At 62.4% G+C, this 16,693-nt stretch carries 18 protein-coding genes; 17 read left to right on the top strand and 1 reads right to left on the bottom strand.

What is annotated here, in order from left to right; translation table 11 throughout:
* Nucleotides 1-77: 77 nt before the first annotated feature.
* The 5 genes from BM151_RS03460 (at nt 78) to BM151_RS03480 (ending at nt 3,702) form a co-directional block, all read left to right on the top strand.
* Complete coding sequence (locus BM151_RS03460) at nt 78-950, top strand: NAD(P)-dependent oxidoreductase (RefSeq protein ID WP_090057349.1); 873 nt, start codon at nt 78-80, stop codon at nt 948-950.
* A gap of 149 nt (nt 951-1,099) precedes the next feature.
* On the top strand, nt 1,100-1,408 hold the full coding sequence (locus tag BM151_RS03465) for an ArsR/SmtB family transcription factor (RefSeq protein WP_090057353.1): 309 nt from the start codon (nt 1,100-1,102) through the stop codon (nt 1,406-1,408).
* The gene (locus BM151_RS03470) at nt 1,405-2,478 is read left to right on the top strand and encodes a permease (RefSeq protein ID WP_090057357.1); all 1,074 of its coding nucleotides are present in this window, start codon (nt 1,405-1,407) and stop codon (nt 2,476-2,478) included. Before BM151_RS03465 ends, BM151_RS03470 begins: the two co-directional genes overlap by 4 nt.
* A 14-nt stretch (nt 2,479-2,492) precedes the next feature.
* Entirely contained in the window at nt 2,493-2,729 is a 237-nt protein-coding gene (locus BM151_RS03475; RefSeq protein ID WP_090059162.1) for a thioredoxin family protein, read from the top strand.
* A gap of 49 nt (nt 2,730-2,778) precedes the next feature.
* The gene (locus BM151_RS03480) at nt 2,779-3,702 is read left to right on the top strand and encodes an MBL fold metallo-hydrolase (protein ID WP_177213012.1); all 924 of its coding nucleotides are present in this window, start codon (nt 2,779-2,781) and stop codon (nt 3,700-3,702) included.
* 14 nt (nt 3,703-3,716) lie between these two features.
* Here the strand turns inward: BM151_RS03480 and BM151_RS03485 are convergent, their stop codons facing one another.
* On the bottom strand, nt 3,717-4,136 hold the full coding sequence (locus BM151_RS03485; RefSeq protein WP_090057364.1) for an MAPEG family protein: 420 nt from the start codon (nt 4,134-4,136) through the stop codon (nt 3,717-3,719).
* A 135-nt stretch (nt 4,137-4,271) separates the two neighbouring features.
* On the opposite strand from BM151_RS03485, the gene BM151_RS03490 reads away from it, so the two are divergent.
* The 12 genes from BM151_RS03490 (at nt 4,272) to BM151_RS03545 (ending at nt 16,689) form a co-directional block, all read left to right on the top strand.
* On the top strand, nt 4,272-4,697 hold the full coding sequence (locus BM151_RS03490; RefSeq protein WP_143093027.1) for a helix-turn-helix domain-containing protein: 426 nt from the start codon (nt 4,272-4,274) through the stop codon (nt 4,695-4,697).
* A gap of 572 nt (nt 4,698-5,269) precedes the next feature.
* Nucleotides 5,270-6,430: a transporter substrate-binding domain-containing protein gene (locus tag BM151_RS03495; RefSeq protein ID WP_090057368.1), complete on the top strand. Its 1,161-nt coding sequence runs from the start codon at nt 5,270-5,272 to the stop codon at nt 6,428-6,430.
* Nucleotides 6,427-7,086, top strand: coding sequence for an ANTAR domain-containing response regulator (locus tag BM151_RS03500; RefSeq protein WP_090057371.1), 660 nt, complete (start codon nt 6,427-6,429; stop codon nt 7,084-7,086). Before BM151_RS03495 ends, BM151_RS03500 begins: the two co-directional genes overlap by 4 nt.
* Nucleotides 7,087-7,128: 42 nt before the next feature.
* Nucleotides 7,129-8,367 carry an urea ABC transporter substrate-binding protein gene (locus BM151_RS03505; protein ID WP_090057375.1) on the top strand — a complete coding sequence of 413 codons (1,239 nt, stop codon included), beginning with the start codon at nt 7,129-7,131 and terminating at the stop codon, nt 8,365-8,367.
* Between the two features lie 83 nt (nt 8,368-8,450).
* The gene (locus BM151_RS03510; protein WP_090057379.1) at nt 8,451-9,323 is read left to right on the top strand and encodes an ABC transporter permease subunit; all 873 of its coding nucleotides are present in this window, start codon (nt 8,451-8,453) and stop codon (nt 9,321-9,323) included.
* A 1-nt stretch (nt 9,324) separates the two neighbouring features.
* Nucleotides 9,325-10,395, top strand: coding sequence for an ABC transporter permease subunit (locus BM151_RS03515; protein ID WP_090057382.1), 1,071 nt, complete (start codon nt 9,325-9,327; stop codon nt 10,393-10,395).
* Nucleotides 10,395-11,111, top strand: coding sequence for an ABC transporter ATP-binding protein (locus BM151_RS03520; RefSeq protein WP_090057385.1), 717 nt, complete (start codon nt 10,395-10,397; stop codon nt 11,109-11,111). Before BM151_RS03515 ends, BM151_RS03520 begins: the two co-directional genes overlap by 1 nt.
* Nucleotides 11,104-11,817, top strand: a complete 714-nt coding sequence (locus tag BM151_RS03525) for an ABC transporter ATP-binding protein (RefSeq protein ID WP_090057389.1) — start codon at nt 11,104-11,106, stop codon at nt 11,815-11,817. The genes BM151_RS03520 and BM151_RS03525 overlap by 8 nt, the downstream gene beginning before the upstream one ends.
* A 42-nt stretch (nt 11,818-11,859) precedes the next feature.
* Nucleotides 11,860-12,858 (top strand): acetamidase/formamidase family protein, encoded by a 999-nt coding sequence (locus tag BM151_RS03530; protein ID WP_090057393.1) that lies wholly within the window; start codon nt 11,860-11,862, stop codon nt 12,856-12,858.
* Nucleotides 12,859-12,978: 120 nt separating this feature from the next.
* Nucleotides 12,979-14,535, top strand: a complete 1,557-nt coding sequence (locus BM151_RS03535; protein WP_090057397.1) for an amidase — start codon at nt 12,979-12,981, stop codon at nt 14,533-14,535.
* 92 nt (nt 14,536-14,627) lie between these two features.
* A complete protein-coding gene (locus BM151_RS03540; RefSeq protein ID WP_090057400.1) occupies nt 14,628-15,257 on the top strand; it encodes an ImuA family protein in 630 nt (209 codons plus the stop codon).
* Nucleotides 15,160-16,689: a Y-family DNA polymerase gene (locus BM151_RS03545; RefSeq protein ID WP_090057404.1), complete on the top strand. Its 1,530-nt coding sequence runs from the start codon at nt 15,160-15,162 to the stop codon at nt 16,687-16,689. The genes BM151_RS03540 and BM151_RS03545 overlap by 98 nt, the downstream gene beginning before the upstream one ends.
* Nucleotides 16,690-16,693: the final 4 nt, after the last annotated feature.

A 16,693-nucleotide genomic window follows, 5' to 3' on the forward strand; every position in this document is an offset into this window, starting at 1 on the left:
TAGCGGTTGACGCGGCGCTGCGAACAGCTACCGTTCTGGCCTCGCGTTAAACCATATAGATCGGAGAGGGAAAAGCCATGGCGACAGTCGCATTTTTGGGGTTGGGGGTCATGGGATATCCGATGGCCGGGCATCTGGAAAAACAGGGCCACAAGGTCACGGTCTATAATCGCACCACGGCCAAGGCCGAAGCCTGGGCGGAGGAACACGAGGGCGGCTTTGCGCCAAGCCCGCGTGAGGCGGCAGAGGGCTGCGACTTCGTGTTTTCCTGTGTCGGCAACGATGACGACCTGCGCTCCGTCTGTCTCGGGCCGGAGGGCGCCTTCGCCGGGATGAAAGAGGGCGCGGTGTTTGTCGATCACACAACTGTGTCCGCGAAAGTCTCGCGTGAACTGGCCGAAGCGGCGGCGGAGGCTGGCATCGGCTATGTCGACGCACCGGTGTCGGGCGGTCAGGCCGGTGCCGAGAATGGCGTCTTGTCGGTGATGTGCGGCGGCGCCGAGGCGCATTACGCGGCCGTCGAGCCGGTGATGGCGGCCTATGGCAAGACCGTGAAACGTCTGGGCGAGGTCGGCATGGGCCAGACCGCCAAGATGTGCAACCAGATCTGCATCGCCGGTCTGGTGCAGGGGCTTTCTGAGGCGCTGCTTCTGGCCGAGAAATCCGGGCTCGATGGCGAGGCACTCGTCGATGTGATCTCTGGCGGCGCGGCCGGCAGCTGGCAGATGGTCAACCGCCACAAGACCATGCTGGCGGGCCAGTACGAACACGGGTTCGCGGTCGACTGGATGCGCAAGGATCTGGCGATCTGTCTCGAGGCCGGCAACGAGGTCGGCGCCAGCCTGCCGGTCACCGCGCTGGTCGATCAGTTCTACAAGGATGTGCAGACCATGGGCGGCGGGCGCTGGGACACCTCGAGCCTTCTGGCACGGCTCAAAGCCTTTTCCTGATTTGTCGCGCTTTGCGCTAATTCACTGACCTGAAATGATATTCCGGCCCCGTTGCGACCTCCTGTCGCGACGGGGCTTTGTCGTCTTGTTCCAGATCATGGCGGGGCCTATGTTTATATGCGCTTATGCGCATAAAGGAGTTTGCCCCGATGATTCTGCCGATCCTCTCCGCCCTGGCCGAACCGACCCGCCTCGAAGCCATGCGGCTTCTGGGCGACGGGCAGGAACATTGCACCTGTGAGCTGATGCAAAAGATCGGCGCGACGCAGAGCCGGATGTCGCGGCATATGCAGGTGTTGAAACAGGCCGGGCTGGTCAGCGATCGTCGCGACGCGCAATGGGTGCGCTACACGCGCAATCGGGAGCTGCCTGAGGCGTTGAACGCGGTGGTCGACGCGGTGCTCGGCGCCGCGCAAACGGCCAGCTTGAGCGAAGACCAGGAAAGGCATGTGGCATGAGCGATATTCTTCATCATGAGCATCATAATGAGCGTCCCTCTCATCGTCCTGACTGGCTCTGGCATCTGGGCGTGGCCGGTTTTGTCGCCGTCTGGTGGGTCGTCTATCATCAGCTGATCCCATTCTCCGAATGGATCACGTCTCTCGTCCCGGTGGAACGGCACAGCCACACCGGCGAGGCGATTGCGTTTTTCTTCTATGACGTGCCGAAGGTGATGATGCTCCTGACCCTCATCGTCTTTGCCATGGGGGTGGTGCGCAGCTTCTTCTCGCCGGAGAAAACCCGGGCGCTTCTGTCCGGCAAGCGCGAGGGCGTCGGCAATGTGCTCTCCGCCGGGCTCGGCGTGTTGACGCCGTTCTGTTCCTGTTCTGCCGTGCCGCTCTTTATCGGTTTTGTCTCCGCCGGCGTGCCGCTTGGCGTGACATTCTCTTTCCTGATCGCGGCGCCGATGGTCAATGAGGTGGCGCTGGTGCTGCTCTTCGGTCTGGTCGGCTGGCAGGTGGCGCTGACCTATCTCGCCTTTGGCCTCGGCATCGCCATTGTCGCAGGCTTCATCATCGGCAAATTGAAACTCGAGGGCTGGTTGCAGGACTGGGTGCGCGAGATCCATTCCGGGGCAGGCGGCGCCGAGCTGATCGAGGGCGAACGGCTGACCATGGTCGACCGTTACAAACTCGGCATCGAGGCGGTGAAAGAGATTTTCGGCAAGGTCTGGATCTGGATCATCCTCGGCATCGCCATGGGCGCGCTGATCCACGGCTATGTGCCCGAGGACCTGATGGTGCGGATCATGGGGGCAGAGGCCTGGTGGTCGGTGCCTGCCGCGGTGGTGATGGGCATTCCCATGTACACCAATGCCGCCGGCGTCATCCCGATTGTCGAGGCTTTGCTCGGCAAGGGTGCGGCGCTGGGTACGGTTCTGGCCTTCATGATGAGCGTCATCGCGCTCAGCTTGCCGGAAATGATCATCCTCAAACAGGTGCTGACCCTGCGTCTCATCGCCGTGTTCATCGGCGTCGTCGGCAGCGGCATCCTCGCCGTCGGCTTCCTGTTCAACCTGATATTCTGAGAATGGAGAACATCATGAAATCCGTGAAAGTCTATGGTCCCGGCTGCAAACGCTGTGAAACCACCGCCGAGATGGTGCGCGAAGCGGCGGCCAAATTGGGCCTCGAGGTCGAGGTGGAGAAAGTCACCGATCCGAAGAGCATCGCCATGGCGGGCGTCATGTCGACCCCGGGGATTTCCATCGATGGCAAGCTCGTTCATGCCGGCGGTCTGCCGGAAGCGGGCAAGCTCGAGGGCTGGCTCGCCTCCTGATCGGGGTCCGAGCGTGCGAAATATCAAGAGATCAAAGGGAGGACTGATCTTGAAACCAACTTTGATGGTGGCGCTGGCCGTCGCCTTGCCCGTCGCCTTGCCGGGTCTGGCCGCAGCCGATGTGCTGACGGTGGAGCCGGTGGCCGAGGATGTCTATGCCCTTGTTGGCCCGCTGACCCAGCGCGATCCGGTGAACCTCGGCAACAACGCCACATTCGGTGTGGTGGTCACGTCCGAGGGCGTGGTGCTGGTGGATGCCGGCGGCTCCTGGCTCGGCGCGCAGATGATTGACGATGTGATCGATACGATCACCGATCAGCCGGTCACCTATGTGATCGACACCGGCGGGCAGGATCACCGCTGGATCGGCAACAGCTATTGGCAGGCCCAGGGCGCGACGGTGATCGCCTCCCAGGCTGCGGTGGAGGATCAACAGGCGCGTGCCTCGATGGAAATGACCATGCTGTCACAGCTGGTGGGCGAGGGGCTCAAGGGCACCGATCCGGCCTTTGCCGATGTGACCTTCGAGTCTGATTACACGCTCGATCTTGGCGGCATTACATTGCAGATCATGCATCGCGGACAGGCGCATACCCCGGGCGACAGCTTTGTCTGGCTCAAAGATCGCGATGTCATGTTCACCGGCGATATCGTCTTTACCGACCGGATGCTGGGCGTCCTGCCCGATTCCAATGTCAAAAGCTGGCTCGGAGCGTTTGAGGCCATGGCGGAATTTGACCCCGCCCAGATCGTGCCGGGCCACGGTCCGGTGGCGGATCTGTCAAAGGCCAGGGCGGAAAGCTATGACTACCTGCTGAACCTGCGCACCGAGATCGGCGCGCTGATCGATGCGGGCGGAGACATCATGGCGGCGCCGACGATCGATCAATCCCGATGGGCCGATCTGCCGCAATTCGACGCGCTCGCCGGTCGCAATGCGCAAGCGACCTTTGAGCAGATGGAATGGGAATAGAGGAGGGTGGCGGCTTAAGCCGCCGCCAACACGGTCACCGCCATGGCAATCATCGCGACGATTTGGCTGAAGTAAAAGAGGAACCGGATCAGGATCACGCGATCGGTTTGTTCCAGCAGGATATGGATCAGGCTCTGAGCCACCCGTGCCAGCAATACGACAATCGCCAGACTGTCCAGCAAGGCGCTTTGCAACCCCATATGGTCGATCGCAAAGACGATTGCGCCGAACACCGGCAGGTTTTCGATGCAATTCATATGGGCCCGCATGGCACGGGGGTAGATGCCGGAGCCGGCTTCGGGATCGGCGGTCCAGTGGCTGAGCCGGGTGCGACCGGTCAGGATGCGGCTCCAACGGTAGACGCCGACCGCTCCGAACAGAATGAGGAGTGTCCAAAGGGCAAAGCCCAGCAGGGCGAAAATCGGGGTGCTCATCTTGATCCTTTTCCTTGAGGCTTCGGGGCTCGCCGCGCTGGCGTCTTGGACTTGCGCGACCAAGCGCGTATTGATCCTGAAAGGCGAATACAGACAAGGAGACACCTTTCCATTCCGGAAAGACGACGGGACGCGATGAGCACGGACGGGCGGAAAACGATCTATGACAGCGATGCGGCGGGCGCCGTGTGTCGGGATGTGTGCCCGGACCTGCGCCAGGAGGTGCAGGAACAGATCATCGAATGTCTGAACCGGTTCTACAGGCTGGAAAAGGACATGTGGGGCAAGCCGGTCGAGGCCTTGATCGTGCGCACCGTGGTTCAGGGGCGACTTCAGAACAGACTCTACGATCTGAGTGCGCTGTCCGAGGTGTTGGGGCTGCCGATTGGAACGCTGCATCGAAAGGTGGCCGACCTGGTCGAGGCCGGTTACCTGCGCCGCGAAAAGCGGGGCAAATCCGTCTGTCTTGCGCCGACAGATGACACCTGTGGCACCTTGGACCAGTCCTTCGAGGACATGATCGGTGCATTGCGAAGGCTGTATGAGAAAGGCAGGGTGTGACGGGCAGGGGGGGCCTGCAAGGGCGCTCTCGCGTGATCCGGGCGACATCATGGCGGCGCCTGAGATCGGTCAATCCCGATGGGCCTGTCTGCTGCCATCCTTTCCTGTCAAACTGACTGGAGTGATCCGGCGGGGCGCTTTGCCGTTCTCCCGCCTTGCTTCCCCCTGTCGCTGACGCGGGGGGCACCTGTCGCGCGCTCCGGGGTGGAAAAGGCCGGGTGGGGAAGAATCGATAATTGCCATGCCGGCACAATTCTCGGCTGCGCGGGCGATTTTTCCGGGGACGAGCAGGCCTGAAAATACATTCATAAACACCTATATGAGAGGCGATCTGTTCGAAACACTGGCAATTTCAAGAAATTTCGCACAATATTTGCACATTCAGAGGTTTTTGAGAGGGGCGAAGCCGAGAATGCCCTGTCACGTTTGACGGCGAGAGTTTTGCCCGCGTAGCTTTAGATCAACGCCGAGCAAATGTGCTCATACGGCAAATTTCAATCCGACACATACCGGCAAGTGAGCCCCCAAAGCATTTTCATGCTTGTGGGGCTTTTTTGCGTTGGGGAATGGCAATGAACAAGATCGAGCTCCCAATTGGCCTGCTTTTCTCGGACACCGGCTCTTATGGCACGGTGGCGCATACGCTCCTCAACGGGGCGCGGCTCGCCTGTGCCGAAGTCAATGCCGATCCCGCCTCCGGTGTCACGTTCGAGCCGTTTCACATCGATCCGCAGGGCGATCTGCAAAATTACGCGCCGGCGGTGCAGCAGATGCTCGATCGTGGCATTCGCCATATCTGCGGCTGCTACACCTCGTCGAGCCGCAAAGAGGTCATCCCGCTGATCGAGAAACATGATGCCCTGCTGTGGTATCCGACCCATTACGAGGGGTTCGAAAGCGCCACGAATGTCGTCTACACGGGGGCGGCGCCCAATCACCATATCTCGCCGCTGATCGATTTCCTGTGCGCGCGTTTCGGCCATAGCGCCTATTGCATCGGCTCCAATTATATCTGGGGCTGGGAAAGCAATCGGGTGATGCGCGACGGTTTGCAGAAACGCGGCGGGGAAGTGCTCGCCGAGCGCTATCTGCCGGTCGGGGAGACCGCGCTCGACGACATCATTTCCGAGATCCTCGAGCTCAAGCCCGACTTCGTCTTCAATGCGCTGATCGGAGACTCCTCCTATGCCTTCTTCCGGGCCTTTCGAACGGCCTGTATCGACCGCGGTATCGACCAGGTAACGCGCTTTCCGATCGCGAGCTGTAACCTGTCGGAGCCGGAGCTGCAGGCGATCGGGCCGGTGGGCGCCGACGGGCAAATCAGCTCGAGCGTCTATTTCGCCTCGCTTCCGGGCGCGCGCAATGCCCGCTTCGTGGCGGCCTATCGGGAGCGTTTTCCCGACGGCCCGGCGGTCTCGGCCGAGGCCGAAGCCGCCTATATTTCCGTGCATATGCTGGCCAAGGCGGTGGCGCAGGCCGGCACGGCCGAGGTCGCTGCGGTGCAGGACGCCGTGGCCGGTCAGGTCTTTGACGCGCCGCAAGGCCGGGTGACGATCGACCCGGAGACCTTTCATGCCGAACTGACCCCGCGGATCGGGCTCTCACGCTCGGATTTCGAGTTCGAGATTCTGGTCGAAGCCGCCCGCCCGGTGACCCCGGACCCCTATCTGGTGGCCTCGGCCACCAAGCTTGAAACCGTGCAGCGGCACCCGCGCATGAGGATCGTGTCATGAGAACACCGCGCGTCACGCAAAACTTTCGCGACCGGACTGCCGTCATCCTGACGCCCGGCGGGCGTTCGCTCGACGCGCTCGAGACGACGTTGCGGCGGCTTGGCCTGACACCGGAACCGCGCCCGCTCACGGTTCCGCAACAGGGTCTGGAGCTGCCGGAAAATCTCCTGCCGGAACAGCATATCGTGCTGATCGATGGCGATCTGAGCCTACCGCCGGTCTGGCCGGAGAGCTATGGGCTCGCGGATGCGATGGCGCCCTGTCCGACCATCGGGCTGGTGGGGATCGAAGCCCCCAGCCGGCTCAAGGCCCTGTTTCAGCTTGGGGCGCTGTCGCTCCTGCCGAAACCGATTCACAGCGGCTCGGTCTATTCCGCGCTTTTCCTGGCGGTGAATGAGTTCAGCCGGATGAACGGCCTGCAGGGCAAGCTGGACGATTTGACGGAGCGGCGACGCAAGAGAATTCACGTCATCAGGGCGGTGGCGGCACTCATGCGCCAGCAAGGGCTCACTGAAGATGCAGCGTATGATGTCTTGCGAAAAGACAGCATGCGGGCACGTGTCAGCATCGAGGATCATTGTGAGATCCTGATGCGGGCAAGACCGGAGGGCGACGCTGGTCGCCAGTTATCCCACAAGAGGTGTCAAACGCGCTAGGCGTTACGAAACACCCGTAAAAAACGCAACAAGGAGTTGAAAATGCAAAAAAATCTTACAGGCGCCATTTCGGCGCTCGCTACCCTATTGTCTTTTGCAGGGCCTCTGGCCGCGCAGGATGTCGAGCCGATCAAGCTTGGCGTTCTCGAAGACCAGTCCGGCGACTTTGCCCTGGCGACGATCGGCAAGGTGCATGGCATCGAGCTGGCGACCAAGGAAATCAATGACGCCGGCGGCATCGCCGGACGCCCGATCGAGCTGGTGACCTATGACACGCAGTCCGACAACACGCGCTATCAGGAGTTCATGCGCCGGGTGCTGCAGCGCGACAAGGTCGACGTGGTCTTCGCCGGCTTTTCGTCCGCCTCGCGCGAAGCCTATCGCCCGATCGTCAATCAGTTCGACGGGCTGGCCTTCTACAACAACCAGTATGAAGGCGGGGTTTGCGACGCCAATATGATCGTCACCGGCGCGGTTCCGGAACAGCAGTTCTCGACCCTGCTGCCCTATATGATGGAGACCTACGGCAAGAAGGTCTACACCATCGCGGCGGATTACAACTTCGGTCAGATCTCGGCCGAATGGGTCCGCAACATCGTCGCCGAGAATGGCGGCGAGATGGTCGGCGAGGAGTTCATCCCGCTTGGTGTCTCGCAATTCTCGCAGACGATCCAGAACATTCAGGCCGCCAAACCTGATTTTGTTGTGACCCTGCTCGTCGGCACCGCGCAATCTTCGTATTACGAACAGGCGGGGGCCGCCAATGTCGACCTGCCGATGGCCTCCTCGGTCAATGTCGGTCAGGGCTATGAGCACAAGCGCTTCACCCCGCCGAGCCTGAAAGACATGTACGCGACGGTGAACTATGTCGAAGAGATCGACACGCCGGAAAGCAAGGCCTTCGTCGAGAAGTTCCACGCGATGTTCCCCGACGAGCCCTATATCAACCAGGAGGCGGAAAACTCCTATGCGGCGGTCTACCTGTTCAAGGAGATGGTTGAGAAGGCCGGTGGTTCGACCGAGCTTGCCGACCTGCGTGCCACCCTGGCCGATGGCAATCTCTGCTATGACGCCCCGGAAGGCGAAATGTGCATCGATCCGAAAAGCCAGCACACTTCGCACACCATCTATCTGGCGCATGTCAAAGAAGATCACGCGATCGAGTTCCCGACGAAATGGGACGCGATTCAGCCCTATTGGCTCGGCGATGTCGGCTGTGATCTGACCCAGAACGATCCGAGCGCGCAATATACGCCGTCGAACCTGCCCTCGGCAGACTAAGACCACCGGGCTGCGGAGCCTCACACTCCGCAGCCCTCAGCGCCGCCGGTTCTTCAGCAGACTTCGCAAGAAAGGGATGCTCCATGGAGTTCCTCTACTCACTTTTCTCGTTTCTCTATCAGTTCGGGGATGCTTTCGCCTTCCTCGTGTTGAGCGCCTGCGGGCTCGCCGTGATTTTCGGCATGATGGGGGTGATCAATCTCGCCCATGGCGAATTCATTCTCTGTGGCGCCTATGTCTCGACCAGCGTGACGCATATGGGGGTGCCCCTGCCTCTGGCCATTCTCGCCGGATCGGTCGCCGCCGGGATCGCGGGGATGATCGTCGAAGTGGCGGTGATCCGGCCGCTTTACAAACGACCGCTCGATACGATCGTCGCGACCTGGGGCATTTCGATGATCGTCACCCAGGGCACTTTGATCGTGCTCGGGACAACCATGGCCGGCAGCGGCACGCCCTTTGGCAGTTTCTCGATCGGCAATTATTCCTATTCCGTCTATCGCGTGGTCCTGATGATCATGGCGCTGGTGACACTGGCCGCGCTGTGGCTGATGTTCACCAAGACCCGTTTCGGCATCCTTGCCCGTGCCACCATCCAGGTGCCGCATGTGGCCGAGGCGCTCGGGGTCAATACCAACCTGGTCTACAGCATGACCTTCGGCCTCGGCGCTGCATTGGCCGGGCTGGCCGGCGGTCTTTATGCGCCGACCATGACCCTGGTGCCGACGATGGGATCGTCCTTCATGGTCGAGGCTTTCGTCACCGTCGTCGTGGGCGGGGCGGATATCTTTCTCGGCACGGCACCGGCGGCGGTCGTCCTCGGCTTCATCAAGGCGACGCTGACCTCGTGGCAAGGCCAGCTGGCCGGTCAGATCGGCATGCTGATCGCCGTCATCATCGTGATCCGTATCCTCCCGCGCGGCATCAGCGGCAAGATCCTGAAAGAGAGAGCCTGACATGTCTCACCCCTCCCGTTTCACCGCTTTCCTGAAGCTTGTCGAAGGGCCGCAAACCCTGGGCAAGGGCCCGAAATTCTGGTCGGTTTTCGCGCTGGTCCTGCTGGCGGCCTGTATCTATCCGCAGTTTGCCGACAGCTATGACGTGGGCAATAACGTCTACTTTTTCAACTGGCTGTTCATGGCCATGGGGCTCAGCCTGATCTGGGGCTATGGCGGCGCGCTCAGCTTCGGTCAGACCGCCTTCTTCGGGGTGGCCGGCTATGCTTACGGCGTGCTCACGATCAACCTCGGGGATGCCTATGGGCTGACGCTTGTGTCGCTCCTGCTCGCCGTCGGGATCAGCGCGCTCTTTGCCGCGATCCTCGGCTACTTCCTGTTTTATGGCCGGATCAGCGGTGTGTTCCTGGGCATCGTGACGCTTTCCGTCACGCTGGTGCTCGAACGGTTCATGGCGCAGACGGCTGGGCCGCAATGGGCGATCGGCAAGGCCCGGCTGAACGGGTTCAACGGCATGGGGGCGATGCCGTCGCTGACCATTCCCTGGCCCGGCGGCGCAATCGTGCTCTATCCCGATGTCACGCTTTATTACGTGACGCTCGCCCTGCTGGTGAGCGTCTATCTCGGGCTTCGGATTCTGGTGAATTCGCGGTTCGGCAATGTCATCGTCGCGATCCGGGAAAACCCGCTGCGCGCAGAGATGCTCGGTTATGACATCCGCAAATATCAATTGATCACCTTTGTCATCGGTTCGGCGCTCGCCGGTCTCTCGGGCGTGCTCTACACCTCCTGGGGCAATTATATCACGCCCGCCTCGATGGGGATGACCGCCGCGTCCCTGCCGATCGTCTGGGTCGCGGTCGGAGGCCGGTCGGATCTGACGACGACGCTCATCGGTGCGCTGGCGGTGCTCATCGTGTTCCAGACGCTGACGATCTACGGCAGCCAATATGCGCTGGTGGTGATGGGGGCGCTTCTGGTGATCACCGTGCTGATCGCCCCCCGCGGCATCGTGATCGCCCTGTCCGATCTCCTGCCGGCGCGCAAATCCAAGATGAAAGGGGAGGTGTGATGGCTATTCTCGAAACCCGCCAGCTCAACAAGCATTTCGGCGGTCTCCATGTGACAGGCAATGTCGATTTCGCGCTCGAACCGGGGGAGATGCATTGTCTGATCGGTCCGAACGGCGCCGGCAAGAGCACCTTTTTCCGGCTGATCCTCGGCGAACATATGCCCGACAGCGGTCATATTCTCTACGATGGCAGCGACATCACGCGCAACAAACCGTTCGAACGCATCCGCCGCGGCATCAGCGTGAAGTTTCAGGTGCCGGGGATTTTCAAGGAATTGAGCGTCCGGCAAAACCTCGAGATCGCGCTGCAGCACCATGTCGCGCCGCTGATGCTGCACGAGGAAATCGATCGCCTGCTCGAATTCCTGAAGCTTTCCGCGGATCACATGCAGCTGGCGGGCAATCTCAGCCACGGGCAGAAGCAATGGCTGGAGATCGGCATGGCGGTGGCGCTGAAGCCGAAGCTTCTGCTGCTCGACGAGCCGACCGCCGGCATGACACCCGACGAGACCTTTGCCACCGGCGAAATGCTTCAGGAGCTGAACCGCGAGGGCATGACGCTGCTCGCCGTCGAGCATGACATGGCCTTTGTCCGGCAGATCGCACACCAGGTGACGGTGCTGCATTTCGGCAAGGTTTTCGCCCAGGGCACGATCGATGAAATCGTTGCCGATGAGCGTGTGACCGCAATCTATCTGGGAGAGGCCGATGCGTAAGGATGTTATTCTCGATGTCATCAACCTGAATTCCGGCTATGGCGGGAAACCGGTGTTGCAAGGCGCCGATTTCCAGGTCCGCGAAGGCGAGATCGTCGCCGTGATCGGCCGCAACGGGGTTGGCAAGTCGACCCTGATGAAGACGCTGATCGGCCTGTTGCCGACCGACAAGGGCTCTGTCAATCTGCGTGGCGCCTCGGTCGATCTTTTGTCGGCGCATAAACGCGCGCGCAAGGGGATCGGCTATGTGCCGCAGGGACGCGACGTGTTCCCGCGGATGAGCGTGCTCGAGAACCTCTTGGTCGGAGAGGCGATTTCCGGTCGCTCCATCGCCGGCAAGGTCGAGGAAATCTACAAGTATTTCCCGATCCTGAAGGAACGCGCGGATCAGCGTGCCGGCACCATGTCCGGCGGGCAGCAACAGCAGCTCGCGATCGGGCGGGTGCTGATGGGAGAGCCGTCGCTCATCCTGCTCGACGAACCCTCCGAAGGCATCCAGCCCAATATCGTGCAGGACATCGCGCGCATCATGGTCGAGCTGAACCGGGAGACCGGCGTCACCGTCGTTTTCGTTGAACAGAACATCGACATGATCCGGGCGATGGCACAGCGCTGCTACGTCATGGACAAGGGCCGCATCGTCGCCGAGCTGGATCAGGACATGCTGCAGGACCGCAATACCATTCGCCAATACCTCTCGGTTTGAAACCGTTGGCACAGTCAAGACCATCACAGAAAGGACCCCGTTATGAGCTGGTTTGAAGAGTCGATCATGGCCCGCAAAGGCGTCGCGCAAGGCAAGACGCTCGAGACGCGCACCATCACCGAGGCCGAGCAGGGTGATTACCCGTATATCTACACCGCCGGGATCGATCCCGTGCTGCGCGTCGATCCGGGCACCGTGGTCAGCGCCGAGACGCATGACGCTTTCGAAGGCGCGATTCAGAAGGAAACCGATGTCCCGACGGAGATCCTGAACTTTCCCTTCCTCAATCCGCAGAACGGGCCGATCTATGTCAACGGTGCCGAAAAGGGCGACACCATCGCCGTCTATATCGAAAGCATCGTACCGCGCGGGCCGCAGCCGCGGGGCACCACCGTCATCATGCCGGAATTCGGCGGTCTCGTGCCGACATTCGAAACCGCTCTGCTGACCCAGCCGCTGCCCGAAGTGGTGCGCAAGCTGGACATCACCGTGGAAGAGGGCACCAAATGGAACGATCAGATCAGCCTGCCGTATGAGCCCTTTATCGGCACCATCGGCACGGCGCCGGAAGCGGAGGCGATTTCCTCGCTGGTACCCGACTATTACGGCGGCAACATGGACCTGCCCGATGTCGCGCCGGGCGCGGTGGTCTACCTGCCGGTGCAGACCGAGGGCGGCTATCTGTTCCTCGGGGATTGTCACGCGGCGCAGGGCGACGGCGAATTGTGCGGTGTCGCGATCGAGCACCCGACCGTCACCACGGTGCGCATCGATCTGATCAAGAACTGGAGCATCCGCACGCCGCGTCTCGAGAACAAGGATTTCTACATGACCGTGGGCTCGGCGCGCCCGATGGAGGATGCCGCCCGCGGTGCCTATCGCGAGCTGATCCGCTGGATGGCGGCGGATTTCGGTTTTGACGAGATCGATGCCTATATGCTGCTGACGCAATGCGGACGCGTGCGTCTCGGCAATATGGTGGACCCGAAATATACGGTCGGGGCCTCTGTGCTCAAATCGATCATCGGCATCGCAGACTAAGCGACCCGAGATGGGGCGGTGCCGTTCCGCCCCAATCCTCCTCACCCCGCATTTCGAACCCGCCCGGCCTCACCCCGGGTCATGGCAGCGTGACGCTTGCCAATCGCACAGGAGCACCCAATGACCACGGACTCTTCCACTTCGCACCCTTCGGAGAAATCCCTGCCGGATCTCGGGACACTGAGTGTCGCGGCCGTGCAGGACGGCCTGCAATCGGGCCGGTTCACCGCCGAGGCGCTGACCAAGGCCTGTCTCGCCCAGATCGCGGCGCTGAACGGCCATTACAACGCGATCATCTTTGAAAACGAAGCGGCGCTCGAGACCGCGCGCGAGATTGATCGTCGTCTGGCCGCCGGAGAAAAGCTCGGTCCGCTGGCCGGCGTTCCTGTGGTGGTGAAAGACCCGATGGACATGCAGGGCATCCCGACGACCGCCGGCTGGCGCATGCTCTATTCCAAGGCCGGAGGGGTCGATCTCATTCCCGAACGGGACAGTCCCGTCGTGGCGCGGATGCGGGCGGCGGATGCGGTCATCCTTGGCAAGACCAATGTGCCGATCCTGAGCTGGACCGGAACCCATGCCAATGACAGCTGGGCTGGGCCGACCATCAATCCGGCGATCGAGGACCGGGCGCCGGGCGGCTCGAGCGCCGGCACGGCGGCGGCGGTTGCGACGCATATGTGCGTTCTGGGACTGGCGGAGGAAACCGGGGGCTCGATTCAGAACCCGGCCTCGGCGCAGGGGCTCGTGGGGATCAAGCCGACCATCGGTCTGGTGCCGAATGCCGGGGTGGTCCCGCTGTCCGGCAACCGGGACGTTGTCGGGCCGATTGCCCGCACGGTGCGCGATGCCGCCCTCGGTCTCGATGTTCTGGCCGGGTTCACCACCGAGGACCCCAAGACACTCGCCGCGGTCGACAAGATCCCCGAAGACGGCTATGCCGCAGGTCTCTCGAAGGACGGGCTGAAAGGCAAACGCCTTGGTCTCTACGGCCCCGGCTGGCGCAAGGATGCGCTCTCCGAAGAGGCGGCCCGGCTCTATGAGCGCGCCAAGGCAGAGCTGAAAGAGCTCGGTGCGGACCTGGTCGAGGACCCCTTTGCCGGCACCGATTTTGCCACGCTGCGCCAGATCACGCCGGGCACGCCGTTCTTCGACGGGCGCGGCCTTGAATCCATCCCTTACGACATGACGCTCTATTTGCGCCGGCTCGGTGAAAATGCTGCGCTCAAGACATGGGAGGAATTCGTAGAGGCCACGAAAGCCGAAGATCCTTTCGCCAAGGGCGCGATCCTGGGGTTTCTCAAGGAGCTGCCCGATTTCCTTGCAGCGGTGAAATCTCCGGCGACGCCGCCGGCCATGCCGGAGTTCACGGCGCTCAAACGCCGCTATCTCCAGCTGATCGATCAGGTCTTTGCCGAGCACGATTTGGATGCGCTGGTCTATCCGCAGATGCTGCAGGAACTGCCCGGGCTCCATTCGGGCGACGCCATCCTTGAGACGACCGTCGGAGAGCTGAACATCGCCGGTCTCCCCGGGATCACCGTGCCGGCGGGCTATTACGCCTCGGGGGCGCCGTTCGAGCTGATTTTCCTCGGGAAACAATGGGGGGAACCGGATCTCATCCAAAGCGCCTACGCCTATGAACAGGGGACAGCCCACCGCAAACCGGCCATTTGAGCAAGACGGGGCAGGGGAGCGGGACAATCCTTCTTTGGTCTTTTATGGGTCTTTCATTGGCATATGGTGCGTGTTCATCTTATGTTCTCCCTATGCGAGTCGATTTTGACAAGGTCTTTCCCCTGCGCCGGGCCCGGGTCCATGAGGTCTTCGGGCCCGGTGCCATGAGTTTTGCCGCCATCAGCTTTGCCACCATGGCCGGGCATGGGGCCGGGCAGGGCGCGGGGCTGTGGATCCGCGAAAGCTGGCTGTCCGACGGGCTCACGCCGCAGGGCCTCCTGCCTTTCTTCGATCCGGCGCAGCTGCTCCTGGCCCGGCCCAAGGATCAGATCGACGCGCTCTCCGTGGCCGAAGAGGCGCTTCGGGACGGGGTCCTGCCCTTTGTGGTGATCGAGATCACCCGGGCGCTGAACCTGCGCGAAGGACGACGGTTGCAATTGGCCGCCAAGGCAGGCGGCGCCACCGGCCTGTGTCTCATTCCCGAGGGCATGGGGTCGAATGCCGCCGAGACCCGCTGGCAGGCCGCGCCTCTGTTCGATCCAGAGGGCAATCCCGCGCGGCAAGACTCGACTTTGATGCGCTGGGAAATTAAAAAGAACAAATCAGGAACACTTGGAGCCTGGAATGTTCGATGGGATCCGAAAGCGCGCCGTGTGCATGTGGTTTCCCCGGTTGCCGAGCGACCGGGTGCTGCGGGTGCGCCCGCTGGCCCGGCCGGATGAGAGCCCATTCGCGCTGACGCTCCGGGCCAAGAACACAGAGCGGATCTATTGTCTCAACGCGGCGGCCGAGCGGCAGGGGCTCCGCCGCGGCATGAGCTTTGCCGATGCCCGGGCGTTCTGTCCCGATCTGCTGAGTCAGCCGGCGCGGCCGGATCTCGACGCGCGGTTTCTCGCGACCCTGCGCCGTTGGGCAACGCGCTATTGCCCCTGGGTGGGGTATGAGGGCGAGGACGGGCTGGTGCTCGATGTCACCGGCTCCACCCATCTCTGGGGCGGTGAGGCGGAGATGCTCGCAGATATGCAGGCGCGCGCGCGCCGCGCCGGGCTGACGCTGCGACTGGGGCTGGGCGAGACCCGCGGTGCGGCCTGGGCTTTCGCGCATTTCGGCGATGGGCAAGCCGGGCTCACGGCGTTGCCGGTCGCCGCGCTGCGGCTTGAGGATCGCATGGTCACCGCCTTGGAACGGCTGGGGCTTCGCACCATCGGCGATCTCAGTGCCGCGGCCCGGGCACCGCTGGCGCGTCGTTTCGGGCCGGAGCTGTTGCTGCGGCTGGATCAGGCCATGGGCGATATCCCGGAACCGACCATGCCGGAAAGCGAGCCGCCGCGGTTTGCCGTGCGGATGAGCCTGCCGGAGCCGATCGGGCTCGCGGAGGACGTCATGGGCATCACCGCCCGGCTTCTGGCGCCGCTCTGTGACAAGCTCAAGGCACAGGAGATGGGCGCGCGTCGTCTCACCCTGACTCTGCGCCGGGTCGATCAGGGCAGTCCCGAGGTCGAGCTGCGCCTGGCCGCGCCGATGCGTGACCCGCATCGTATCCTGCCGCTGTTCACCCGTGGCGTCGGCGAGGTCGACGCGGGGTTCGGCATCGATCAGATCCGGCTGGAAGCGACTCAGGTCGAGCCCCTGCCGGTGCAGCAGATCGGCAGTCGCCATATTGGCGCGGCGGCGCAGGCGCCGGATCGATTGAACGATCTGATCACCCGCATCGGCACCCGCATCGGGCTGGAGCAGATCCAGCGCTTTCTGCCCGCCGACAGCCATATCCCGGAACGTGCCTTCACGATGGCCGCCGCCGCGTTTAGCACGCCCGACAGCGCATGGGCCTTGCCCGGTCCGCGGCCGCTGCGGCAGTTTCCGCCGGAACCGATCGCCAGTCACGGTGCTGGTCACGGTGCTGGTCACGGTGCGGGTCACGGTGCTGGGCAGGGCGCTGAACCGCCCGCGCGGTTTCGCTGGCGACGGATGACGCTTTCCACCGGGCGCGCCGTGGGGCCGGAACGCATCGCGCCGGAATGGTGGCTGCCGGATGAAAACTGGCGCTCAGGTCTGCGCGATTACTGGCGGATCGAGACGCGCGAGGGGCGCCGGCTCTGGCTCTATTACACACCACAAAATCCCGGCTGGTTCGTGCAGGGGGAATTCGCGTGAGTGA

It is taken from the genome of Celeribacter neptunius (assembly GCF_900113955.1).
In the GTDB taxonomy this organism is placed as follows: Bacteria; Pseudomonadota; Alphaproteobacteria; order Rhodobacterales; family Rhodobacteraceae; genus Celeribacter; species Celeribacter neptunius.